Origin of the sequence: Streptomyces longispororuber, assembly GCF_024448165.1 — a bacterium.
In the GTDB taxonomy this organism is placed as follows: Bacteria; Actinomycetota; Actinomycetes; order Streptomycetales; family Streptomycetaceae; genus Streptomyces; species Streptomyces longispororuber_A.
On the sequence record NZ_JAMOLN010000002.1, the window covers coordinates 22366 to 45095 of the forward strand.

General features: G+C 71.7%; 17 protein-coding genes. 14 read left to right on the forward strand and 3 right to left on the reverse strand.

All coding sequences use genetic code 11. From position 1 onward, the window contains the following. Positions 1 to 35 precede the first annotated feature (35 nt). Positions 36 to 3782, forward strand: coding sequence for a S8 family serine peptidase (locus M4J07_RS47775; protein WP_305127104.1), 3747 nt, complete (start codon positions 36 to 38; stop codon positions 3780 to 3782). A gap of 102 nt (positions 3783 to 3884) precedes the next feature. On the opposite strand, the gene M4J07_RS00930 is transcribed toward M4J07_RS47775, so the two are convergent. Both M4J07_RS00930 and M4J07_RS00935 read right to left on the reverse strand, forming a co-directional pair. After that, a complete protein-coding gene (locus M4J07_RS00930) occupies positions 3885 to 4748 on the reverse strand; it encodes a universal stress protein (RefSeq protein ID WP_255965910.1) in 864 nt (287 codons plus the stop codon). 246 nt (positions 4749 to 4994) lie between these two features. Then, the gene (locus tag M4J07_RS00935) at positions 4995 to 6662 is read right to left on the reverse strand and encodes a GAF domain-containing sensor histidine kinase (protein WP_255965913.1); all 1668 of its coding nucleotides are present in this window, start codon (positions 6660 to 6662) and stop codon (positions 4995 to 4997) included. Between the two features lie 349 nt (positions 6663 to 7011). Here M4J07_RS00935 and M4J07_RS00940 point away from each other — a divergent pair, with 349 nt between their 5' ends. The 10 genes from M4J07_RS00940 (at position 7012) to M4J07_RS00985 (ending at position 17041) form a co-directional block, all read left to right on the forward strand. Beyond that, a complete protein-coding gene (locus M4J07_RS00940; protein ID WP_255965915.1) occupies positions 7012 to 7704 on the forward strand; it encodes a response regulator in 693 nt (230 codons plus the stop codon). Between the two features lie 120 nt (positions 7705 to 7824). Then, a complete protein-coding gene (gap, locus tag M4J07_RS00945) occupies positions 7825 to 8847 on the forward strand; it encodes a type I glyceraldehyde-3-phosphate dehydrogenase (RefSeq protein WP_255965917.1) in 1023 nt (340 codons plus the stop codon). Positions 8848 to 8888: 41 nt separating this feature from the next. Beyond that, positions 8889 to 9389: a hydrogenase maturation protease gene (locus tag M4J07_RS00950; protein ID WP_255965920.1), complete on the forward strand. Its 501-nt coding sequence runs from the start codon at positions 8889 to 8891 to the stop codon at positions 9387 to 9389. A gap of 4 nt (positions 9390 to 9393) precedes the next feature. Continuing rightward, entirely contained in the window at positions 9394 to 11718 is a 2325-nt protein-coding gene (hypF, locus tag M4J07_RS00955; RefSeq protein WP_255965922.1) for a carbamoyltransferase HypF, read from the forward strand. A gap of 9 nt (positions 11719 to 11727) precedes the next feature. Next, positions 11728 to 12075 carry a HypC/HybG/HupF family hydrogenase formation chaperone gene (locus tag M4J07_RS00960; protein ID WP_255965924.1) on the forward strand — a complete coding sequence of 116 codons (348 nt, stop codon included), beginning with the start codon at positions 11728 to 11730 and terminating at the stop codon, positions 12073 to 12075. A gap of 54 nt (positions 12076 to 12129) precedes the next feature. Further along, positions 12130 to 14823: a bifunctional acetate--CoA ligase family protein/GNAT family N-acetyltransferase gene (locus M4J07_RS00965; protein WP_255965925.1), complete on the forward strand. Its 2694-nt coding sequence runs from the start codon at positions 12130 to 12132 to the stop codon at positions 14821 to 14823. A 28-nt stretch (positions 14824 to 14851) separates the two neighbouring features. Next, positions 14852 to 15583 (forward strand): CBS domain-containing protein, encoded by a 732-nt coding sequence (locus M4J07_RS00970; RefSeq protein ID WP_255965926.1) that lies wholly within the window; start codon positions 14852 to 14854, stop codon positions 15581 to 15583. A gap of 39 nt (positions 15584 to 15622) precedes the next feature. Further along, positions 15623 to 15889, forward strand: coding sequence for an SHOCT domain-containing protein (locus M4J07_RS00975; RefSeq protein ID WP_255965927.1), 267 nt, complete (start codon positions 15623 to 15625; stop codon positions 15887 to 15889). A 5-nt stretch (positions 15890 to 15894) separates the two neighbouring features. Further along, a complete protein-coding gene (locus tag M4J07_RS00980; RefSeq protein ID WP_255965929.1) occupies positions 15895 to 16425 on the forward strand; it encodes a flavodoxin domain-containing protein in 531 nt (176 codons plus the stop codon). Between the two features lie 208 nt (positions 16426 to 16633). Beyond that, on the forward strand, positions 16634 to 17041 hold the full coding sequence (locus M4J07_RS00985; protein WP_255965932.1) for an STAS domain-containing protein: 408 nt from the start codon (positions 16634 to 16636) through the stop codon (positions 17039 to 17041). Positions 17042 to 17097: 56 nt separating this feature from the next. Here M4J07_RS00985 and M4J07_RS00990 read toward each other — a convergent pair whose 3' ends face one another. Then, complete coding sequence (locus tag M4J07_RS00990) at positions 17098 to 17910, reverse strand: universal stress protein (protein WP_255965934.1); 813 nt, start codon at positions 17908 to 17910, stop codon at positions 17098 to 17100. Positions 17911 to 18082: 172 nt separating this feature from the next. Between M4J07_RS00990 and M4J07_RS00995 the strand changes: the two genes are divergently transcribed. The 3 genes from M4J07_RS00995 to M4J07_RS01005 are packed head-to-tail and all read left to right on the forward strand — an operon-like array spanning position 18083 to position 22549. Beyond that, positions 18083 to 18958, forward strand: a complete 876-nt coding sequence (locus tag M4J07_RS00995) for a universal stress protein (protein ID WP_255965936.1) — start codon at positions 18083 to 18085, stop codon at positions 18956 to 18958. Between the two features lie 10 nt (positions 18959 to 18968). Continuing rightward, positions 18969 to 21656, forward strand: a complete 2688-nt coding sequence (gene ppdK / locus M4J07_RS01000) for a pyruvate, phosphate dikinase (protein WP_255965938.1) — start codon at positions 18969 to 18971, stop codon at positions 21654 to 21656. A 5-nt stretch (positions 21657 to 21661) separates the two neighbouring features. After that, the gene (locus tag M4J07_RS01005) at positions 21662 to 22549 is read left to right on the forward strand and encodes a universal stress protein (RefSeq protein WP_255965939.1); all 888 of its coding nucleotides are present in this window, start codon (positions 21662 to 21664) and stop codon (positions 22547 to 22549) included. Positions 22550 to 22730 lie beyond the last annotated feature (181 nt).

The following is a 22730-nucleotide window of genomic DNA, read 5'->3' on the forward strand; positions in this document are numbered from 1 at the left end:
GTTCGATCCCAGAGCTTCATGCGGAAGGCGAACGAATGAGACGGCCCAACTCCTCCCTGTTCCGGGGGTGGTTGCCAGGTACCGCGGCGCTGACAGCGATCGTGCTGACAGCTGCCGTGCCCGGGGTGGCGGCCCCAGAGAGTCCTGGCAAGGAGAAGACCTACATAGTTCAGATGGCCCTGGCTCCCGTCGTCACCTATGGCGGCGACGAGTCCGGGCTGGAAGCGACCAAGCCGGCCCGCGGCAAGAAGATCAACCCCCGCTCGGCCAAGGTCAAGCAGTATGTCGACCACCTCCACGACCGGCAGCAGCGCGCGGTGAAGGCCGTGGGAGCGAAGAAGTTCCACAGCTACACCTACTCGTTCGACGGCTTCGCAGCTGACTTGACGGCCCGTCAGGCAGCGCAACTGCGCGCGATGCCGGACGTCGTCGCCGTGACCAAGGACCGGAAGGTCAAGGCGCAGACGGCATCGACGCCCGCCTTCCTCGGTCTCGACAAGCCGGGCGGCCTCTGGGACCAGCTCGCAGGCCCCGAGGGCGCCGGCGAGGACCTCGTCATCGGCGTGATAGACACCGGAGTCTGGCCGGACAGCAAGAGCTTCGCCAACCCCGACGCCGGCGGGAAGGCGTACAAGCCGCTCGCCGACTTCCACGGGACCTGCGACCTCGCCACCGATGATTCATGGGGCGAGGACGACTGCAACGGCAAGATCGTCGCCGCCCGCCACTTCGACGAGGCGTGGGGCGGCGACGACGGCATCAAGAGCCAGATGCCGTGGGAATTCCTCTCCGCGCGCGACTACAACGGGCACGGCACCCACACCTCTTCGACCTCCGGCGGTGACCACGGGGTCGCCGCCACCGGGCCGGCCTCCGTGTTCGGCGCGATCACGGGCATGGCGCCGCGCGCCCGCATCGCCTCCTACAAGGCGCTGTGGTCGACCAAGGACGGCTCCACCGCGTCGGGGGCCAACTCCGACATCGTGGCCGCCATCGACCAGGCGGTCGCCGACGGCGTCGACGTCATCAACTTCTCCGTGTCGGGCACGACCGACGACCTGCTCGACCCGTCCGAGGTGTCCTTCCTCGCCGCGGCCCAGGCCGGCATCTTCGTCTCCGCCTCCGCCGGCAACAGCGGCCCCGAGGCCAACACGGTCGCGCACCCGTCTCCCTGGGTGACGACGGTCGCCGCCGACACGCACAACCGGACGACGACCGGCACGGTCACCCTGGGGAACGGGCAGACCTACACCGGAGCTTCGCTCGCGGCCAGCTCGGTCGGCCCGGCCCCGCTCGTCTACGCGGGCAAGGAGACGACAGGCCTCTCGACCGCGAGTGAGACACTCGCCCAACAGTGCTACTCGGCCGCCGACAACAACGGCGAGCCCGTCCTCGACCCCGCCAAGGTGAAGGGCAAGGTCGTCGTCTGTGAGCGTGGCTCCAACCCGCGCGTCAACAAGAGCCTCGCCGTGAAGCAGGCCGGCGGCATCGGCATGATCATGGTCAACACCAGCAGCGATGCCGACGACACCGACTCCGACTTCCACTCCGTGCCGTCGGTACACCTGCCGCTCGCCGACCGCGCCGCCGTCAAGGAGTACGCCGGCACCGCCGACGCCACCGCGACGATCGCCACCGCCAAGGTCGGTTACGACGCCCCGGCGCCCTACGTCGCGTCCTTCTCCTCCCGCGGACCGACGACGGCTGCCGGCGGCGACCTGCTCAAGCCCGACCTCGCGGCGCCCGGCCAGGACATCCTCGCGGCGGTCGCCCCTCCGGGGCAGGGCGGGCTGGACTTCAACCTGATGAGCGGCACCTCGATGGCGGCCCCGCACGTCGCCGGCCTCGCGGCTCTGCTCAAGCAGCGCCACCCCGACTGGTCGCCGATGGCGATCAAGTCGGCCCTGATGACGACCGGCTCCGACCTCCTCGACGGGGCGGCCGACAAGCCGGTGGTCGCCTTCGCGCAGGGTGCCGGACACGTCCAGCCGAACAGCGCTGTGGACCCGGGTCTCGTCTACGACAGCGGCACCGACGACTGGTTCGCGTTCCTGTGCGGCACGACGAAGGGCGTCCAACAGGACGTCTGCGACGCCGAGGCCAAGAAGGGCAAGTCCTTCGACCCCAGCGCCCTGAACACCCCGTCGATCGCCCTCGGGCGGCTCGCGCCGGGGACCCGGACCGTGACACGTGAGGTCACCAACGTCGGATCGTCCTCGGCGACCTACACCCCCTCGGTGCGCGGCCTCGCCGGAGTGAGGGTTCAGGTGACGCCGAAGCGGCTCACGGTGCGTCCCGGCGAGACCCGGTCCTTCCAGGTGAAGTTCACCCGGACCACCGCGGCCGTCAACGCCTACGTGTCGGGCTCCCTGACCTGGACCGACGGCAAGCACCGCGTGCGGATCCCGATGGTGGTCCGCCCCGTGGCGGAGGCCTGGACCGCCGTCACCGGCGTCGCGGGCGTGCGGGACTCCGGCGAGCAGGTCGTCCTCGACCCGAAGGGCAAGCGGGTCTACGTCACCGCCCTCAACTACGGGGCGGCGCCGGGCCAGGAGAACCTGAGCATCGTCACCATCGCCCACGACCCGAAGACCGGCGCCGAGTTGTGGACGTCGCGCTACGCGGGCCCGACGGGCGACTACGCCGAGCCCCTCGACACCGACATCAGCCCGGACGGCCGGACGCTCTACGTCTCCGGTGAGACCAATGGCGTCGACACCGGCACGGACGCCGTGACGATCGCCTACGACACCGCGACGGGTGCGCAGAAGTGGGACGCGCGCTACACCGGTCCCGGCAAGCTCACTTCCTCGGCCTGGGAGAACGTGGTGAGCCCCGACGGCAAGCACGTCTACATGACCGGCATGACGACGCTCGCCGAGGGCGGTGTCGACGACTACTTCACGGTGGCGTACGACGCGACGACCGGCAAGCAGACCTGGGTGAAGACGTACGACGGTCCTGGCCACAAGACCGACGACTCCCGGATGATCGCGATCACGCCTGACGGCAGGACACTGATCGTCAGCGGCCAGAGCCCGGGTACCGGGACGGGATTCTCCGACTGGGGCACGGTCGCCTACGACGCCGCCACCGGCGCACAGAAGTGGACGGCCCGCCACGACGGCCCGGCGCACGGGCTCGACGTCCCGTCGGCGATGACGGTCTCCGAGAACGGCAAGTCGGTCATCGTGACGGGCGCCAGCAGTTCGGCCACGACCGCGACCGACCTGGTCACGGAGTCGTACAGCATCGCCACCGGCAAGCGGCTGTGGAGCAACCGCTACGACGGCCCGGGCCACGCGTCCGACAACCCGTACGCCATCACGGTGGCCGGCGGCAAGGTCTTCGTCACGGGCAACACCGAAGGCGAGGGCACCCGGTTCGACATGACGACGGTGGCCTACGACGAGGCGACCGGGCAGCGGAAATGGGTCCAGCGCTACGACGGCAAGGCCCACTACGACGACACCTCGAGGGGCATCTCCGTCACGCCGGACGGCAGCAAGGTCGTCATCACCGGCACCAGCAGCGACAGTGACGCCGGCAGCGACTACGTGACGATCGCGTACGACACCACCGGCGGCCGCCAGGTCTGGCTCGGCCGGTACGACGGTCTCGTCGGCTCCCTGGACAGTGGCCATGCGATCGCCATGAGCGCGACCAAGCACGGCGTACAGATGTTCGTGACCGGCCAGAGTGCGACGCGGGGAAGCTTCGACACCGGCGTCGAGATCGACATCGCGACCATCGCCTACTTCGATCCCTGGACCGAGCGATAGGAGGCTGACGGACAGCGCGGCCGCCCTCGACGGGGTGGCCGCGCCGGCTTGGTTCCTCACCCGGGCGACACCGCCACGACTCCCGACAACGCAACGCAACGGTCAGGTATGTGGGACGACCGCGACCGGACACGCGGAGTGGTGGAGCGCCGCATGACCCACCGGGCCCAGTTGCAGTCCGAGGGCGCTGCTGCGACGGCGGGCTCCGACGACCAGGAGGTCTGAGAGGGCGGATGATTCCACCAGGGCGTCCCGTGCCCGCCCTTCTTGGGCTGTTGCGTGCACGGTCACTGTCGGGTGGGTCTTGCGGGCGTCGCGCAGGCCTTCCGTCAGCTCGTTCTCGGTGTGGACCACGTGGGCCTCGAAGTCGGTGTTCGGGTAGTCGGGCAGCTCGTGGGCCGGGCAGCGCCAGGCGCGCAGTGCCAGGACGGCGCAGCCTCGCAGGTCGGCCTCGCGGAGGGCGAACTCGGCTACTGCCGCGGCCCGTTCGGGCGGGCCGACCCCCAGGGTGATCTGGCCGAAACCGCCATCCACGTTCTTGTCGTTGCCGCGTACGACGATGACGGGTGTCTCGGCGTGCGCGGCAACGGGCAGACTCACCGAGCCGAGCAGCAGTCCGGCGAACGTGCCGCGCCCGCGACTTCCCACGACCAGTACGGACGCTTCGCGTGATGCTTCGATGAGAGCGGCTGCCGGGTCCTGTGGAACCACTTGAGTGGTGATGGTCGCTCGGGGCGCGCGTAGCCGGGCGCGTTCGGCGGCCTGTGCGGTGATGTGCTCGGCGTACTGTTCCACCGAGCGGCGGTCGACGTCGAAGGACGGCTGGTGCCCCTCGTACCACTCCCTGCGCGAGGCGTGGACCACACGCAGGGCCGCTTTGCGGCGTTGGGCTTCGTCGACTGCCCAGTCCAGGGCCCGCAGGCTGGAATCCGAGCCGTCGACCCCCACGATCAGCGGACCGTCCACTGTCCCCGCCTCCTTTCGGGGACTCGTCTGCCTGAGCCCCCTCGGCTCAGACTGGCAGTCGTGGGGTGAGGGGTGGAGGTGCGAACCGGTCCCCGGTCATGGGTCGTTCGGCCCATGGGCGGGTGGGGCGGAAGGGCGCAGCCGGCAGGGGCGCGGGCCGGACGAGCGGGATCCGTCGACGGGTGCTGCGGGGACGGCTGCGACGGGAGACGTGGATGATGGCGAGGGGTTCTCGAGGTGCTGGCGTCACGGGGGCGTGGAGTCGAGCGGGACGGTCCACTCAAGGGTTGTTCCGGGCGGTTCGTCGGCGGTGATCGTGAACGAGCCGTGGAGCGCTGCGGCGCGGGCGCGCATGTTGGCCAGACCGCTGCTGCGCGTGACCTCGGGGTCGATGCCTCGGCCGTTGTCCGTGACCCGGAGCCGAAGCCGGTCGCTCGTGGCCTCGACCGAGATCTCCAACGAGGTGGCCGCTGCGTGGCGTGCGGTGTTCGACAGGGCCTCGTGCAGAACGGCAACCAGATGGTCGGCGTGCTCGTCGGGCACCGCGGTGTCCAGCAGCCCGCTCATGCGCAGTGACGGGGTGAATCCGAGGGACTCCGTCACCCGGCCGACCTGGGCGACCAGGCGGGCGCGGAGTCCTGCGGCCTCGGTGCGGTCGGTCTCGCGCAACGCATAGACGGTGGAACGCACCACTTTGATCGTGTCGTCGAGGTCCTGCACCACGCGGCGCACCCGTCGGGCGATGTCGGGGTGGTCGGCGAGCCGGTTGAGGACGGACTGCAGGCTCAGGCCGCTGGCGAACAGCCGCTGGATCGCCAGATCGTGCAGGTCGCGGGCGATGCGGTCGCGGTCGTTGAGGACGAGCAACTGCTCCGCCTCGCGCCGGTGCTCGGCGATCTCCAGGGCGAGTGCGGCGTGATCGGCGAATCCGGTGATCATCGCGATCGTGGTGTCGGGGAAGGCCATGCCGTCGTCCCGGTTGGCGATCTGGAGCACCCCACGCATCCGGTCCCGGGTGCCGAGCGGGATCAGGAACGCCGAGCCGGGGTGCGGAGCCGACGTGTGCCCGGCCTCGGTGCCCGCGTCCTCGTCCGGGGCTGCGCTCACGATGGTCTCGCCCGAACTGAGTACCTTGGCGGCCAGACTGGTTCCGCTGGGGAGGGCCAGGCCACGCTGTTGCTCGGCGCCGATGCCGACCGCCGCCTCGACGACGAGGTCGCCGCTGTCGCCCACGGGGACCGCGAGGGTGACGAGGTCGGCGTCGGACAGCTCCCGGACGGTGGCCGTGAAAGAGTCCAGTACGTCGGCGGGGTCCGTGCCCGAAAGCAAGGTGCGGGTCAGTTCGCTGCTCGCCGCCAGCCAGCGCTCCCGACGCCGGGCGTCGTCGTACAGGCGTGCGTTGTCGATGGCCACGCCCGCCGCTGCTCCCAGGGTGCGCAAGAGGGCCTCGTCGTCGGCGTCGAACGACTCGCCGCTGTTCTTCTCGGTGAGGTACAGGTTGCCGAAGACGCGTCCGCGGACCTGGACGGGGGTGCCGACGAACGTGGTCATCGGCGGGTGGCCCGGAGGGAAGCCGACGGAGTCGGGGTGTGCGCCAAGGTCGGTGAGCCGCAAGGGGTGGGGCTCGCGGATCAGGAGGCCGAGGATGCCCTCGCCGCGCGGGTAGTGGCCGATGCGGGCGATGGTCTTCTGGTCGATTCCGACGGTGATGAACTGATTGATCCCGCCCTCGTCGCCGATCACGCCGAGGGCCCCGTAGCGGCAGTCGACCAACTGGGTCGCGGACTCGACGATCTGATGCAGCACCACATCGAGGTCCAGGTCGCTTCCGATGGCCAGCACCGCGTCCAGGAGGGTGTGCACGCGGTTCTGGGTGGCGCGCACCCGGTGCACTTGTTGCTGTAGTTCCTCCATGAGGGCGTCCAGCCGCAACTGTGGCGCTGAAGCACCAGGACGCGCGGGTAACTGCGGATCGACTGCGGGTTGCCCCATCACTGCCCCCTCGTTCCCCTCCTCGGAGGCCATCCTCCCGGCCGACGGTGCCCGTGGTCGAGTCCTCGTGCGCTGTGCCGGCGGGTTCATGTCTCCGTCCGAATGCTCTCGGACACCGGTGCTCGAGTTGAGGGTGGCGACAGGTACGTGCGGGGTGTGGCGGGGCGGATGGCGAAGTGTCGCCCTCCCAGGGCCGACCGGCCCTGGACCCCGGGTCCGGAACCGCGAAGGATCGGGGGGCCAGGGTCCGATGCGCAGGAAGGAGCCATCGATGACGGACACCGAGAAGCCCGGCTCCAGCACTCCCATCAGGGTCTTCCTCCTCGACGACCACGAGGTCGTCCGGCGCGGAGTCCACGACCTGCTGGAGGACGAACAGGACATCACGGTCGTCGGTGAGGGCGCCACGGTCGAGCAGGCGCTGGCGCGGGTGCCTGCGCTGCGTCCGCACGTTGCCGTGCTCGACATCCGGTTGCCGGACGGCGACGGCGTCACCGTCTGCCGGGAACTGCGCTCCCGCATGCCCGAACTGGCCTGCCTCATGCTCACTTCCTTCGATGACGAGGAGGCCCTCCTCGACTCGATCATGGCGGGTGCGGCCGGGTACGTGCTGAAGCAGATCGAGGGCTCGAACCTGGTCGGCGCCGTGCGCACGGTGGCCTCGGGCCAGTCCCTCCTCGACCCGAGTGCCACCACCAAGGTGATGGCCCGGCTGCGCGGCGAGCGGACGAAGGAAGCCGAACCGGACGCCCTCGCCCGTCTCACGGAACGGGAACGGCAGATCCTTGACCTCATCGGTGAGGGCCTGACCAACCGGGAGATCGGCCGGCGCCTCTACCTCGCCGAGAAGACCGTCAAGAACCACATTTCCCGGGTGCTCCACAAGCTGGGCGTCGAGCGGCGCATCCAGGCCGCGGTCATGGCGACCGAGACGCACGAACGGCACCGGCAGGGCGGCACCTGACCGGGTGCGGCAGGGGCCGAACGTCCCTGCTGCGCACCCCGCACGGCCCATGTCCGTGCCGCCCCGGACCAGCAGGCTGACAACTCAGGGGTCGGCGAGGCGACCGGGAGGAGAACGGGCATGGGCGTGCGCGTGGGCATCAACGGATTCGGCCGGATCGGGCGCGACTACCTGCGCTGCGTGCTGGAACGAGCCGAGTACGGGGACCGGTTCCCGGTCGAGGTGGTGGCCGTCAACGACATCACCTCGCCCGCGGCGCTGGCCCATTTGCTGGAGTACGACTCCACGTACGGCAGGCTGCGCCGCACCGTGGCCTGTGACGACACCTCCCTGTTCGTGGACGGGCGGCGTATCGCCGTGACCGCCGAGCGGGATCCGGCCGTCGTGCCCTGGAGCACGACCGGGGTGGATGTGGTCATCGAGTCGACCGGCCGGTTCCGGACCCGTGAGGAGGCCGGAGCACATCTTGGATCGGGAGTGCGCAAGGTGCTGTTGTCCGTACCCGGCAAGGGAGTTGATGCCACCCTGGTCATGGGTGTCAACGAGGACAGGTACGACCCGCAGGCGCACCACGTGATCTCGAACGCCTCGTGCACCACGAACTGCGTCGCACCGATGGTCAAGGTCCTCGACGGGCGGTTCGGCATCACCAGGGGTCTGATGACCACGATCCACAGCTACACGAACGACCAGGTGGTCCTGGACGGGCCGCACAAGGACCCGCGCCGCGGCCGGAGCGCCGCGGTGAACATCATCCCCACGAGCACCGGTGCCGCCCGGGCGGTGGGCGTGGTGCTGCCCGAACTGGCGGGAACGCTGGACGGGTTGGCGGTGCGTGTGCCGGTGGCGGACGGCTCGCTGACCGATCTGACCGTTGTCCTGGAGCGGCCGGGGAGCGCCGACGAGGTCAACGCCGCGTTCCGTGAGGCGGCCGACGGGCCCCTGAAGGGGATCCTGCGGGTGTCCGATGCCCCGATCGTCTCGCGGGACGTGGTGGGCGATCCCGCATCGTGCGTCGTGGACGCCCCGCTCACCCAGGTCAACGGCGATCTGGCCAAGGTGTTCGGCTGGTACGACAACGAGTGGGGGTACGCCAACCGACTCCTCGACCTGACCGAGTGCATCGGCGCCCGACTGCCGTAGCGGCCTCGGCAGTGGTCGGGAGCCGAGCGGAGGGAGCGGTCATGGACGGACCGACGCGGATCGCGGTGATCGGGGTGGGCAACGAGTTCCGGCGCGACGACGCCATCGGCTGTGCCGTGGTGCGACGGCTGCGTGCGCGCGCCGTGCACCGGCCGCTGCCCGCGGGGACCGCCCTCGCCACCTGCGACGGGGATCCGGGGCGTCTGATCGGCCTGTGGGAGGGAGCCGAGTTCGCGGTCGTCGTGGACGCCGCACACGCGCACCCGGGCAGCCCCGGCCGGGTGCACCGCATCGAGCTCGACTCCGAGCGGCTGAACCGGCCGCCCACGACGAGCTCCCACGGGATGGGCCTGGGAGAGGCCGTCGAACTCTCCCGCGTCCTGGGCCGGTTGCCGGACCGCCTCGTCGTGTACGCGGTGGAGGGCGCCGACAGCTCGCTCGGTACCCAGATGTCCCGTGCGGTGGCGGACACGGTGGAGCCGCTCGCCACGGCGGTGGAGGACGAGATCGTCCGGCATCGCGACGCCGCCGCGCGGGGGTGACCAGGTGAAGCGTGCCGTGCGGGACTTCCAGGTCACCGGGATCGTCCAGGGTGTGGGCTTCCGGCCGTTCGTGCACCGCACGGCCACATCGCTGGGGCTCGACGGCTGGGTGGCCAACGTGGACGGCCATGTGCAGGGCACGGTCGCCGGGGTGCCGGACGACGTCGAGGCGTTCGCCCGCTGCCTGCGATCCGCGCCGCCACCCCTGGCGCGCGTGCGCGCGGTCCGGATGGCCGATGCGCCGACGGCGTCGCCGACACCGGGCAGCGGCTTCGAGGTGCGCTCCGGCGATCCGCGCCGGTGGCCGGCCGTACGGCCGCGCGAGATCCCGCCGGACGCGGCGACCTGCCCGGCATGCGTGACCGAGCTGTTCGATCCGCACGACCGTCGTCACCGCTACCCGTTCGTCAACTGCGCCGACTGCGGACCGCGCGCCACGATCATCGAGGAGCTGCCCTACGACCGCGTCCGCACCACGATGCGGCGCTTCCCGATGTGTGATGGCTGCGCGGCGGAGTACGCCGATCCCGGCGACCGGCGCTTCCACGCCGAGCCGATCGCCTGCGCGGCCTGCGGGCCGCAGCTCTGCTGGGCGGACCTGAGGGGTGAGGCGGCCCTGCAGGCAGCGGTGGGGGCCGTGCAGGAGGGCCGGATCGTCGCGCTGAAGGGGCTCGGTGGCTACCAGTTGGTCTGCGACGCGACCGACGACGAGGCGGTGGTGCGGCTGCGGCTGCGCAAGCGGCGTCCGGGCAAGGCGTTCGCCGTGATGGTGCGCGATCTGGACGCGGCACGGTGCCTCGCCCGGATCGGCTCGACGGCGCGCGAGGCCCTCACCTCGCCGGTGCGGCCGGTGGTGCTGCTCACCGCGGGGACTGTCCGGCTCCCTACGGCAGTCCACCCGGGTACGGACCGGATCGGCCTGTTCCTGCCCACCACGGGGCTGCACCACCTGCTCCTGGCCGCACTCGACCGGCCCCTCGTCGTGACCAGTGGCAACACCGCGGACGAACCGATCGCCGTGGACGACGCGATCGCCCGGCAGGATCTCGGAGGGGTGGCCGACGGACTCCTCGGGCACGACCGGCCCATCCGGGCCCGCTATGACGACTCGGTGGTCCAGGTGAGCGGCCGCACCGTCGTGACGGTCCGCAGGGCCCGGGGGCTGGCGCCGGCTCCGCTGCGGCTGCCCCGGCGGACTTCCGTACCGGTGGCCGGGGCGGGAGCGCAGCTCAAGCACACCTTCACGCTCGCCGAGGACGGGCGAGCTCATCTGGCGGCGCACACCGGGGACCTGGAGAACCCGGCGACGTATGAGGCGTTCCGCTCCTCGTACGCGGATCTGTGCTCGCTGACCGGGATCACCCCGCAGGCCGTCGCCCACGACCTGCACCCCGGATACCTCTCCACCCGCTGGGCGCACACCACCGGACGGCCCCGCATCCCCGTCCAGCACCATCATGCCCACCTGGCCGCGTGCGCCGCGGAGCACGGACTGACCCGCCCTTTCACCGGTGTCGCCTACGACGGCCTCGGGCTCGGCGACGACGGCACGCTGTGGGGCGGCGAGGTGATGGTCGCCGACCTCGTGTCGTACCGGCGCGTGGGCCGTTTCGCCACGGCCCCGCTGCCCGGTGGGGACGCCGCCGTACGACACCCTTGGCGTGCCGCGCTGGGGCATCTGTACGGTGCCGAGCCGCTGGGAGTGCCGAACCCGGCGGGGGAGTTGACCCGAGAGTTCACCGAGAGGCTCGATCCGGTCGGGGTCACGACGGTGCGCGCCATGATCGAACGCGGGATCAACTGCCCGCGGGCGTCCAGTGCGGGCCGCCTGTTCGACGCGGTGGCGAGTCTGCTCGGTCTGGTGGACAGCGTCTCGTACGAGGGGGAGGCGGCCGTCGCGTTGGAGAGCGCGGCCGGACGGATCCGTGTCGTCGCGCTCGATCGGCGTCTCGTGCGGGCCGGCGGACTCTGGGTGTACGACCCGGTGCCGACCCTCACCGACCTGCTGGCGCGCCGGGCGCACGGAGAGCCTGTGCCCGCGCTGGCGGCCGCCTTCCACCGCACGGTCGCGGAGGTGACCGCCGAACTCGTCGGCCGCGCCGTCGAGTCGGGTGCCCCACGCACGGTGTGCCTGGCCGGCGGCTGCTTCGTCAACCGCCGCCTGCTCGCCGACGTGCGGCGGCTGCTGCGTGCACAGGGGCTGCGCGTCCTGGTGGGCCGTGCCGTACCTGTCGGCGACGGCGGCATCAGCTTTGGGCAGGCGGCGGTCGCGGCCGCCCGGCTGGCCGCGGCCGGAACGAGCACGACAGGGGTGAGGGAGAGGGAGTGAGCGCGCGTCATGTGCCTGGGAATTCCCGGACGGATCGTGGACGTGTACGACCACGCCGGACTGCGGATGGCCACCGTCGACTTCGGAGGTGTGCGCCGCGAGGTGTGCCTCGCGTACACGCCTGAGGCCGACGAGGGCGTGTACGTCATCGTGCACGTCGGATTCGCCATCACCACTGTCGACGAGGCGGAGGCGCGCCGCACGCTCGAGGTACTGCGGGAGATGGGCGGGGCCGTCGAGGGAGAGCTCGGTGAGCCGCTCCCCGCCGGGCCGGGTGGCGAGCGCGACCGGGCCGAACGGCCCCGGAGCGACGCCCGGGCAGCCCATGGGGGCGCCGATCCCGGCGCCGGACGCTGAGAAGGACGGACCGACGGTCGCGCCGGCCCGGCCAAGACCCGGAAGGCGAAGGACATGACGCACAGGCGAGAGACCGTGGCCGAGGCGCATGCGCTCCTGGCGGACGGGACGACCGCACGGATCCGGGCGGCCGACGCCCGGGACCACGACGCCGTGGTGGGCTTCTACGAGGCGATGTCCCCGGAGAACCTGCGACTGCGGTTCTTCGGCGTGAGCCGCCGGTCGGCGCGCAGGGCGGCGGACCGCATGTGCGGCCGTGACCACCCCGGTCACCTCGGTCTGCTCGCGGAGGTGGAGGGGCAGCTGGTGGGTGTCGCGGAGTACGAGCGGACGCCGGACACGGACCTCGCGGAGATCGCCCTCGCCGTCGGTGATGCCTGGCACCACCGGGGGGTCGGCACCATTCTCATCGAGCACCTGGTGTCCGCGGCACGCGTCGACGGCATCACCGCGTTCACCGCGGACGCTCTCGCCGAGAACCACGAGATGCTGAAGGTCTTCGCCGATCTGGGGCTGCGCACGGCCCGTCGGTTCGACGGCCCCGAAGTCCATTGCACGGTCCAACTCGCCGAGGAGGCAGGGTATGCGGCGGCCGTGGCGGAGCGCGGGCGCGCTGCCGACGTGCTCAGCCTCGTCCCGTTGCTGCGACCGCGGTCTGTGGCGGTGGTCGGTGCGGGGCGCAAGCCCGGCTCGGTGGGGCGGGCCGTCCTGCGTAATCTGTCCACCGGTGGCTACACCGGCCGTGTGTACGTCGTCCATCCGCAGGCCGCCGCGATCCTCGGCGTCCACGCGGTGTCGTCCGTGGCCGTACTGCCGACGGTTCCGGATCTGGTGGTGGTGGCCGTGCCCGCGCCCGGGGTCGCAGCGGTTGCCGCGGAGTGCGGCAAGGCGGGGGTGCGTGCCCTGCTCGTCGTCACCGCCGGGCTGGACGCGGCTCAGGGCGCCGAGCTCCTGGAGACGTGCCGTGCGCACGGCACGCGCCTCGTCGGTCCCAACAGCCTCGGTCTCGCCAACGCCGAGGACACCGTCCGGATGGATGCCACCTTCGCTGCCGCGCACCCGAGCCCCGGCACGGCCGGGGTCGCCGTGCAGTCCGGAGGTGTCGGCATCGCGCTGCTCGGCGGCCTGACCCGCCTCGGCATCGGCGTGTCCAGTTTTGTCTCACTGGGCGACAAGTACGACGTCAGCGGCAACGACCTGTTGCAGTGGTGGGAGAGTGACGGGCGCACCGATCTCGCGCTGTTGCACCTGGAGTCCTTCGGGAACCCGAGGGCGTTCTCCCGTACCGCGCGCCGCGTCACCCGCCGCATGCCCCTGCTGACCGTCGACGCGGGTCGCACTGAGGCCGGGCGCCGTGCGGCCGCCTCGCACACCGCGGCCGCCGCCACCCGCACGATGACCCGGCAGGCCCTGTTCACCCAGGCCGGTATCACCGCCACCCGCACCGTTCCCGAACTCCTGGGCACCGCCGCCCTGTTGCACAGCCAGCCACTTCCTGCCGGACACCGGGTCGCCGTGGTCACCAACGCGGGAGGCGCCGGCGTGCTCGCGGCCGACGCCTGTGCCGAGGCAGGACTCGCGGTACCGGAGTTGAGGACGGATCTCGTCGGCGAGTTGTTGTCCGTCCTGCCGCCCGGTGCCGTCGCCACCAATCCCGTCGACGCCACCGCCGCCGTGTCCGAACAGCAGTTGAGCACCTGCCTCGACAAGCTCATGACCACCGGTGCGGTCGACGCGGTCCTCGTGGCTCTGGTCCCGACCGCGGTGTCCGCGGCGACCGGCGACGATCTCGTCCGCGCCCTCACACACGCACCTGGACGGAGTGGCACCCGCACGCTCACCGCGGTCCTCCTCGACCAGGCGAAACCCGTCCGCCTGCTGCCCGCCGGCACAGGGCGCGTACCGGCGTACGCCGACCCGCAGGCCGCCGCGCGCGCCCTGGCCCACGCGGTGCGCCGCGCGGCGTGGCTCGCCCGGCCGCCGGGCACGGTACCCGCACTCGCCGATACCGACCCGGTACGCGCACGGAGCGTCGTCGAGCGGTACCTCGCCGAGCACGAGGACGGAGGCTGGCTCCATCCGCAGGCCTGCGCCGAACTCCTGGACTGCTACCGGATTCCTCAACTGCCCTGGGCCTGGGCGGAGACCGAGGACGAGGCCGTCCTCGCCGCCGAGCGCCTCAAAGGGCCCGACGACCGGACGGTGCTGAAGGCGTACTGGCCTGGCCTGCTGCACAAGACGCAGGAACACGCCGTCCTGCTGGACCTGCGCGGAGACGCCCAGGTCCGCGCGGGCTGGCGGGACCTGGAGACCCGGTTCGCCGGGCTCCTGACGGGGGCCGTGGTGCAGCCGTTGGCGCGGCGCGGCATCGAACTGTTCACGGGGGTCGTCCAGGATGCGGTGTTCGGCCCGCTGGTGCTGTTCGGGCTCGGCGGAACCGCGACCGAGGTCCTCGCGGACCACGCCGCCCGCCTCGCCCCGCTCACCGACCACGACGTGCACGACCTGATCACGGCTCCACGCTGCGCCCCGCTGCTGTTCGGGCACGGCGGTGAGGGCCCCGTCGACCTGGAGGCTCTCGAACAGCTGCTGCTGCGCGTCTCCGCGATGGCGAGCGATCTGCCGCAACTGGCCGAGGCCGACCTCAACCCGGTGCTCGCGTGGCCCGGGGGCGTCACCGCTCTCGACGTACGGGTGCGCCTCGTGCCCGCGCGAGCGGCGGACCCGTATCTGCGGCGTCTGCGCTGACCTCGAACGACGAAAAGAGGTAGGGGACATGAAGCACAGCAAGGTGGGTTCCGTCATGGTGAGCGAGGTTGTCCGCGCTCAGTACGCCACCCCGTTCAAGGAGATCGCGCGGCTCCTGAACCGGCACCACATCAGCGGCCTTCCGGTGGTGGACGAGGAGCAGCGAGTGATCGGGGTGATCTCCGAGACGGACCTCATGGCCCGTCAGGCCCGGGCGGAGGAGGCCTCGTCCACGGCGGAGCACCGGTTCCACCTCCCCGTCGGCCGCGGCTCCCGCACCGAGCTTCGCCGGGCCAGGGCCCGGACGGCGGGCCAGTTGATGTCCCAGCCGCCCGTCACCGCGCATGCCGACGACTCGATCGCCGAGGCCGCTCGCATCATGGCCCAGCACAAGGTGGAGCGACTGCCGGTGATCGACGAGGAGGACCGCCTCGTCGGCATCGTCACCCGCCGGGACCTGCTCCAGGTGTTCCTGCGCCCGGACGACGCGATCCGCCGCGAGGTGGTCGACGAAGTCCTCGTGCGCACCCTGTGGTTGATGCCGGGAACCCTCGACGTACAGGTCCACGAAGGCGTGGTCACTCTGGGCGGACAGGTCGAACGGCGCAGCGAGAAGGAGATAGCCGCGCGCATGACCGGCCACATCGACGGAGTTGTCGCCCTGGTCGACCAGCTGACCTACCGGCTCGACGACTCCCACCTCCGGCCGGACGACCAGGCGTTGCACGGAGTCGCGGACGACTGGCTGCGCAGGACGTGAGCTCGCCGAAGGGACGAGGAGCGAGAGGAGGAGGCGAACATGTACGGAAACTGGGGGCACGACGTCAGTACGTGGGGCTACGTGTGGCTGAGTGCGAGCACCGTCGTCTTCTGGGTCGTGATCGGTCTGGTGGCCTTCGCGGTGGTCCGGGCGGCGTCGCGCGGACCCGGACGGTCGCAGGAACCGGTTGCGCAGCCCGAGCGGCTGCTCGCCGAGCGGTTCGCCCGAGGAGAACTGGACGACGACGAGTACCGTCGGCGGATCGCTGTCCTGCGGGACAACGCCCCGTCGGCAAAAGGGGGTTGACGGACATGGCCCGCAGGGATCCCCGGGTGCTTGTCGCCTACGGGACGAAGAACGGCTCCACCGGCGAGATCGCGGCCCACGTCGCCGATGTGCTGGCCAGGGCCGGGTGTGCCACCACGGTCCGTCCGGCCGGTGAGGCGCTGCGGGACTTCTCCGGGTACGACGCGGTGGTGCTCGGTGGAGCACTGTATGCAGGTCGCTGGCACCGCGACGCCCGGCGGTTCGCGCGCCGCGCCCGCCGGGCGCTGGGCACGCGCCCGGTGTGGCTGTTCAGTAGCGGCCCGCTCGATGCCTCCGCGTCGGAACGCGACCTTCCACCCGTGCCGGGTGTGCGGCGCATCGCGGACCGGCTCGACGCACGGGGGCATGTCACCTTCGGCGGCAGGCTCGATGAGAACGCCCGCGGCCGGTTGGCCCGGATGATCGTCAGTTCCGGCAAGGGGGGTGATTTCCGGGACTTCACGGCGATCACCGCCTGGGCCGAGCGGATCGCCCACGACCTCAGCGGCGTCCCGGCCCAGCGCGAGGAGGCGTGACGCGTGCGAGGCGTACCGAGGGGCGGTGCTCGTCAGGGGTGGGGCACCCTGAGCCTGCCGATCCCATGGATTTCGCGCGCGGGGGGTTGATTCCCACCATCCATTGCGGGTATGCCAGAGGCATCGATGCAGGTCCACCCGGGACCCCGGTGGACAGGGTGTTCGAGCCCATCCGAGACTCCACCCGCCGCTCCACTGTGAGGGGACCATGCCTGACGATTCCACCTTCGGTCTCAGAATCCGCCGTCACGGGTCCCCGCTGGTCATCGAACTGTGGGGCGAGCTCGACGTTCTCGCCGCAGTCCGGCTGTCCGACCGGCTGCTTCGCCTGGCGGCCGGGGCACGGGGCGTGCTCGTCCTCGATCTGCGCGACGTGGTGTTCGTGGACTGCAGCGGCCTGTCGATGCTGTTGCGCGTCCACCGCCGTCTGGGACTGCGCCACGGACACCTGACCCTCGTCGTCGTCAACCCGTTCCACCGGCGCCTGTTGCGGCTGACACATCTGGACACGGTCCTGCATGTGGTCGAGGAGTTTGATGGTGACCTTCCCCCAGGTGTCCGCGGAACGGAGTCCGTCGACTCCGGAGCGGCGTTGATCGGCACTACGGGGGAGTGACGTCGACGTGCCCGCGTGGTTCCGGCCGCCACCGGATCCGTGCGCGACCGAGCGGCTCAGGGCGCCGACGGCACGACCACGACAGGGCAGTGCGCTTCGGACAGCAGCGCCGAGGCGGTGTCTCCCAGGGCGCGTTGCCCGCGTCGCCCCACGACGATCATCTCGGCGTCGGCCGAGGCCCGGATCAGGGCGGCGGCCGGAGTCCTGGCCAGGAAGACGTCCTCCAGTACGGGGACGTGGCCATGCTTCTGGCGCCAGGGCCGCAGGGCATCGGCGAGGAGTTGTACTTCCCGGGCCTCCCACGTCGCCAGTTCCTTCTCCGGAAAGCCGAACGGAAAGGCGCGGACGGCGCATTGGGGTGGGGTCCACACGTGCAGGGCGTGGACGCGTGCCGCGCGGCGGTGCGCCGCATCGAGAGCGAAGCCGACGGCCGGCTCGGCCGGTCGGCGGGCGTCGATGGCGAGGGTCACCTTGTCGGGGCGGCTCCGACGCGCAGCGGTCGGCCCACTGGGGACGAGTACCACCGGGCAGGCGCAGGCCGATGCGAGGCCGAGCGCGACGGATCCCACGCGCAACCCCGCGTACCCGCCCGCACCCCGCATTGCGAGGACGATCAGCTCGGCTGTGGCGCCGAGGCTGAGCAGACGCGGTACGGCTGATCCCGTGAGGACGTCGGCCTCGGCCGTCAACTCGTCGACTCCGGCGAGAAGTCGGGAGCGCCCCCGCGCGTTGTCGGGGCGGGCGTCGTGCGAGGCCACATGGACCAGGCGCAGGGGCAGGCCGTGCAGTGCGGCCTCCCGGGCCGCCCAGTCGGCTGCTCGTGCGCAGCGGAGCGAGCCGTCCATCCCCACCACCACGGACCGTGCCATGCCCGACCGTCCTCCGCGACGTCGCATGCTGTCACCTCCACGGTCGGCCACGCACACCAGAGGCGCACTGGGCCGAGTGGGCCTGCGCGGGGGACCGCCGGCCCCTGCTGCGCCTGTCCGTCCCGCACCAGGATGACGGCGACGGACAACGCACAGCCGGAGGTGACGTGCCATGTCACGCCCGCGCATCGTCGTCGGTGTCGACGAGTCCAGCGAGAGCGCGGCCGCAGCTCGGTGGGCGGCACGCGAAGCACTGTGCAGGGACGCGCCCCTGCACCTCGTGCACGCCTGGGCATGGTCCCCGTGTCCGCCCACCGGCACGCCGGAGGCGGCCGGACGGCGGGGACGTCCTGCCCGGGCCGTGGCATTCGTGGCCGAGCGTCTGGTGGAGATCCTTCCCGCGGGGTACGCGACCACCGGGACCGTCGAGGGGCCGGCCACGTCCGCTCTCCTGAAGGCGGCGGAGACGGCAGGCATGCTGGTGCTCGGATCTCGCGGGCTCGGCGCCGTGGCGGGGGTACTCGTCGGATCCGTCGCGGCCGCCGTGACGGCGAGGGCCTCGTGCCCCGTGGTCCTCGTGAAGGAAGATGCCGGCGGCGCGGGGCACGCAGCGGACTCCCACGACGTGGTCCTCGGTCTCGACCTGGGCGACCCCTGCGACGAGGTGATCGACTTCGCCTTCGAGGCCGCTCGGACTCATCGCGCCCGCCTGCACGTGGTGTCCGCCTGGCCCCGGCCCGGCCCGCTCACCGTCGGCCCCGGCGAGATCGCCCTGACCGACGAGTCACAACAGGCCCGGGAGTGGGACGGCTTCCAGGACGCGGTGCTGCGCACCTGGCGCGACAAGTATCCCGGCGTCGACGTGTGCCGGACCCTGACACAGGGCCGTCCGCAGACGGCACTGCCGGCCGCCGCGTCAGAAGCGGGTCTCGTGGTCGTCGGCAGGCGCCGTCGGCACGAGCCGTACATCGGTCCACGCACCGGTCCCGTGGCGCACGCCGCCCTCCACCATGTGCTCTGCCCCGTGGCCGTCGTGCCGCACGACTGAGAGGTCTGCCATGCATACGACGAACCCGACACCGGTGCGCTACGTGTACGCCTTTGCCGACGGCAGCCGGGAGCTGACCGCCCTGCTGGGCGGCAAGGGCGCCGGTCTGGCGGAGATGACCCGTCTCGGCCTGCCTGTGCCGCCCGGCTTCACCCTGACCACCGAGGCGTGCCGCCGGTATCTGGCCACCGGCGCGGAGCCGGTGGAACTCGGCGTGGAGGTGGCCCGTGCCCTCGCGGAGCTGGAGAGGGCCATGGGCCGCACCCTCGGAGGCGGTGACGACCCGCTGCTGGTGTCCGTGCGTTCCGGCGCCCGCTACTCGATGCCCGGCATGATGGAGACGATCCTGGACGTCGGGCTGAACGACACCACGGTCACCGCGCTCGCCCGGACGACGGGGCAGGACCGCTTCGCCTGGGACTCCTACCGGCGGCTGCTGCAGATGTTCGGGCACACCGTCATGGGTGTGGACCGTGCGCTCTTCGCACCGGCCCTGACCCGGCACCAGCGCGCCCACGGCACAGGCCGCGATGCCGCCGGACTTCCCGAACTGGTCGAGGAACTCAAGGCGATCATCAGGGGCGAGACCGGCGAGGACTTTCCGCAGGACCCCGCCGAGCAACTGCAGCGCGCCATCCGTGCCGTGTTCACCTCCTGGAACGGTGAGCGCGCCCGCGTCTACCGCGGCCGCCACCGCATTCCGGACGACCTCGGTACCGCCGTGACCGTCCAGGCCATGGTCTTCGGCAACCTGGGAGAGCACTCCGGTGCCGGCGTCGCCTTCACCCGTGACCCCGCAACCGGCGCGCCCGGCGCGTACGGCGACTACCTGGCGAACGCCCAGGGGGAGGACGTCGTCGCGGGTGCGCGCGATACCCGTCCGCTCGAAGCCCTCCGCGAAAGCGTGCCCCGTGCGTTCCGGGAACTCGAAGCGCATCTTCGGACGTTGGAGCGCCACTATCAGGACCTGTGCGACGTCGAGTTCACCGTTGAGCGTGGCCGGTTGTGGATCCTGCAGACCCGCGTAGGGCAGCGAACCGCCGAAGCCGCGTTCCGCGTCGCCTACGACCTGTGCGACGAAAAGGCCCTGACCGAGGACGAGGCGTTGAGCCGTGTGGACGGTGCCGCCCTGACTCGTCTGCTGTTCCCACGGTTTGCGTGCAGCGCCGTCGGCGTGCCGATCGCCCGCGGCGTGCCCGCCTCGCCGGGCGCGGCCGTCGGAGCTGCGGTCTTCGACTCGGCCGCAGCCGTGCGCCACGCCAGGGCGGGCCGGCGGACCGTCCTCGTACGACGGGAGACGAGCCCCGACGACCTGCCCGGCATGATCGCCGCCGAGGCGGTTCTCACCATCCGCGGTGGCAAGACCAGTCACGCCGCCGTGGTCGCGCGCGGGATGGGCAAGGTGTGCGTCTGCGGTGCCGAGAGTCTCGTCGTCGACCCTGCCGCGCGCACGCTCACGGCGCGCACGGGAGTGGTCGTCCGTGAGGGGGACACCATCTCGGTGGACGGGACCGCGGGCACCGTGCACCTGGGCGCTCTGCCGACGGCCGACTCCACCGTCCGGCAGTCGCTGATCAGCGGTGATCGCGCGGATCCGTTGGCGTCCGCGGTGCACCGCGCGCTCGACCACGCCGACGCCGTCTCCCGGTTGGAGGTGCGCGCCAACGCCGACACCCCGCAGGACGCGGCCCTCGCCCGCAGGCTCGGAGCCCGGGGCATCGGTCTGTGCCGTACCGAGCACATGTTCCTGGGGGCCCGTCGAGAACTCGTCGAGGCGATGGTCCTGGCCGCCGACGAGGCCGACCGCCGTAGGGCGCTCGACGCCCTACTGCCGCTGCAATCCCGGGACTTCACCGGGATCCTCCAGGCGATGGACGGGCTGCCCGTGACCATCCGCCTGCTGGACCCGCCGTTGCACGAGTTCCTGCCCGACCTCACGGCCCTGTCGACCCGCGTCGCGTCGAGCGCGCACCCCAGCGAACGCGACCGCGAACTCCTCGCCGCTGTCAGCCGGTTGCACGAACGCAACCCCATGCTCGGACTGCGCGGCGTACGCCTCGGGCTGACCGTGCCAGGGCTGGTCGCGACCCAGGTGCGGGCGATCGGCCAGGCGGTCGCACGGCGGCTGAGCGACGGAGGAACCCCGCGGGCCGAAATCATGATCCCGCTCATCGCGACGTACGAGGAGCTGCGGGCCACCAGGGAACTGGCCGAGCGGACGCTCGCCGAGGTGGCTGCCGAGACCGGTCGCCCGCTGCGACTGCCCATCGGCACCATGATCGAACTGCCGCGGGCGGCCCTCACCGCGGGCGAGCTCGCCCAGGCCGCCGACTTCTTCTCCTTCGGTACCAACGACCTGACGCAGACGACCTGGGGACTGTCCCGCGACGACGCGGAAGCCTCCTTCCTGCCGCAGTACCTCGATCAGGGTCTGATGACGGTGTCCCCGTTCGAGAGCCTCGACGAGGAAGGCGTCGGCCGCCTCGTGACCCTCGCGGTCCGCGAGGGGCGTGCGGCCCGTTCTCGGTTGCAGACCGGTGTGTGCGGCGAACACGGGGGCGATCCCCGGTCCGTCCACTTCTTCCACCGCGCGGGCCTGGACTACGTCTCCTGCTCGCCGTTCCGGATCCCGGCCGCCCGCCTGGAGGCAGGCCGTGCCGCACTCGACAGCCGTGCCCCGATCCCGGAGAGCAGGTGACAGCGATGCCCAGGCCGATCGTCGCCGGGATCGACGGTTCGCGCGAGGCCCGCGCGGCCGCGGAATGGGCCGCTCGCGAAGCGTTGCGCAGGCAGCGGCCGCTGCGCCTGATCCATGCCGGCGAGGGCTTGCCCCCGGACGGCTCGGCGGCCACCCTGCCCGAGCTGCGCGCACCGCAGGACCTGGCCCAGCAGGTGCTTCGCACTACGGCCGAGCAACTCACCGACTGCCACCCGGAGCTGATGCTCACGACCGTGCAGGTCTGCCGTCCGCCCGCGCCCGCCCTGATCTCCGAGACCCGGCACGCGGAACTCCTCGTGCTGGGCAACCAGGGGCTCGGCAGCGTCGGCGGGGTACTCGTCGGCTCCGTGGCCCGCGCCACGGTGGGGCACGCGGCCTGCCCGCTCGTCCTCGTCCGCGCCGGATTCACCGCAGCGGACGAACGTCTGCCGGTGCATGACGGCGCACTGGTGCCCAGCCGGGACGTGACGCTCGCCGTCGACGCGGCAGGCGGTTGCGAAGGGGTGGTCGAATTCGCCTTCCGCGAGGCCGAGTTGCGCGGGGCGCCCGTGCGTGCGGTGTACGTGTGGCACGTGCCGTTCACCACCGCGATGCCGGATCCCGAGCACCGTGCCGCCCTCCGAGCGGAGGCGGACCGTGCTCTCGTGGCGCTGCTGCGGCCATGGCGGGAGAAGTTTCCCCAGGTGCCGGTCCGCGACAGTGTCCTGGAGGGGCGGCCGGCGTACCAGGTCGGACGAGCGGCCCGTGGTGCGGGCCTCCTGGTCGTCGGACGCCGGACCCGCCGCCGGGCGGTCGGCTCTCGCACCGGACCGGTCGCGCACGCACTGATCCACCACGCTGCCTGTCCCGTCGCCGTGGTGCCGCACGACTGAGACGACGGCTTGGCGCGTCCCTGTCCGGGGGCAGGGGTGGGCCTGCCCTGGAGGAACGGAGCCGCGCCCAGCCGTCGCCGCAGTCGGGATCGGCCGAGCGATCGGATTGCCGCGGGGCCAGACCGTCCGAGCCGGTCTCACCGCGCCTGGCTGGTCCGTGGCGGTCACGGGAGCTCTCCGG

What these genes read in the sequence shown, in the direction of transcription:
- M4J07_RS47775 (WP_305127104.1), top strand. Translation starts at nt 36, where the DNA reads ATGAGACGGCCCAACTCCTCCCTGTTCCGGGGGTGGTTGCCAGGTACC.
- M4J07_RS00935 (WP_255965913.1), bottom strand. Translation starts at nt 6,662, where the DNA reads ATGGAGGAACTACAGCAACAAGTGCACCGGGTGCGCGCCACCCAGAAC.
- M4J07_RS00940 (WP_255965915.1), top strand. Translation starts at nt 7,012, where the DNA reads ATGACGGACACCGAGAAGCCCGGCTCCAGCACTCCCATCAGGGTCTTC.
- gap (WP_255965917.1), top strand. Translation starts at nt 7,825, where the DNA reads ATGGGCGTGCGCGTGGGCATCAACGGATTCGGCCGGATCGGGCGCGAC.
- M4J07_RS00950 (WP_255965920.1), top strand. Translation starts at nt 8,889, where the DNA reads ATGGACGGACCGACGCGGATCGCGGTGATCGGGGTGGGCAACGAGTTC.
- M4J07_RS00960 (WP_255965924.1), top strand. Translation starts at nt 11,728, where the DNA reads ATGTGCCTGGGAATTCCCGGACGGATCGTGGACGTGTACGACCACGCC.
- M4J07_RS00965 (WP_255965925.1), top strand. Translation starts at nt 12,130, where the DNA reads ATGACGCACAGGCGAGAGACCGTGGCCGAGGCGCATGCGCTCCTGGCG.
- M4J07_RS00970 (WP_255965926.1), top strand. Translation starts at nt 14,852, where the DNA reads ATGAAGCACAGCAAGGTGGGTTCCGTCATGGTGAGCGAGGTTGTCCGC.
- M4J07_RS00975 (WP_255965927.1), top strand. Translation starts at nt 15,623, where the DNA reads ATGTACGGAAACTGGGGGCACGACGTCAGTACGTGGGGCTACGTGTGG.
- M4J07_RS00980 (WP_255965929.1), top strand. Translation starts at nt 15,895, where the DNA reads ATGGCCCGCAGGGATCCCCGGGTGCTTGTCGCCTACGGGACGAAGAAC.
- M4J07_RS00985 (WP_255965932.1), top strand. Translation starts at nt 16,634, where the DNA reads ATGCCTGACGATTCCACCTTCGGTCTCAGAATCCGCCGTCACGGGTCC.
- M4J07_RS00990 (WP_255965934.1), bottom strand. Translation starts at nt 17,910, where the DNA reads ATGGCACGGTCCGTGGTGGTGGGGATGGACGGCTCGCTCCGCTGCGCA.
- M4J07_RS00995 (WP_255965936.1), top strand. Translation starts at nt 18,083, where the DNA reads ATGTCACGCCCGCGCATCGTCGTCGGTGTCGACGAGTCCAGCGAGAGC.
- ppdK (WP_255965938.1), top strand. Translation starts at nt 18,969, where the DNA reads ATGCATACGACGAACCCGACACCGGTGCGCTACGTGTACGCCTTTGCC.
- M4J07_RS01005 (WP_255965939.1), top strand. Translation starts at nt 21,662, where the DNA reads ATGCCCAGGCCGATCGTCGCCGGGATCGACGGTTCGCGCGAGGCCCGC.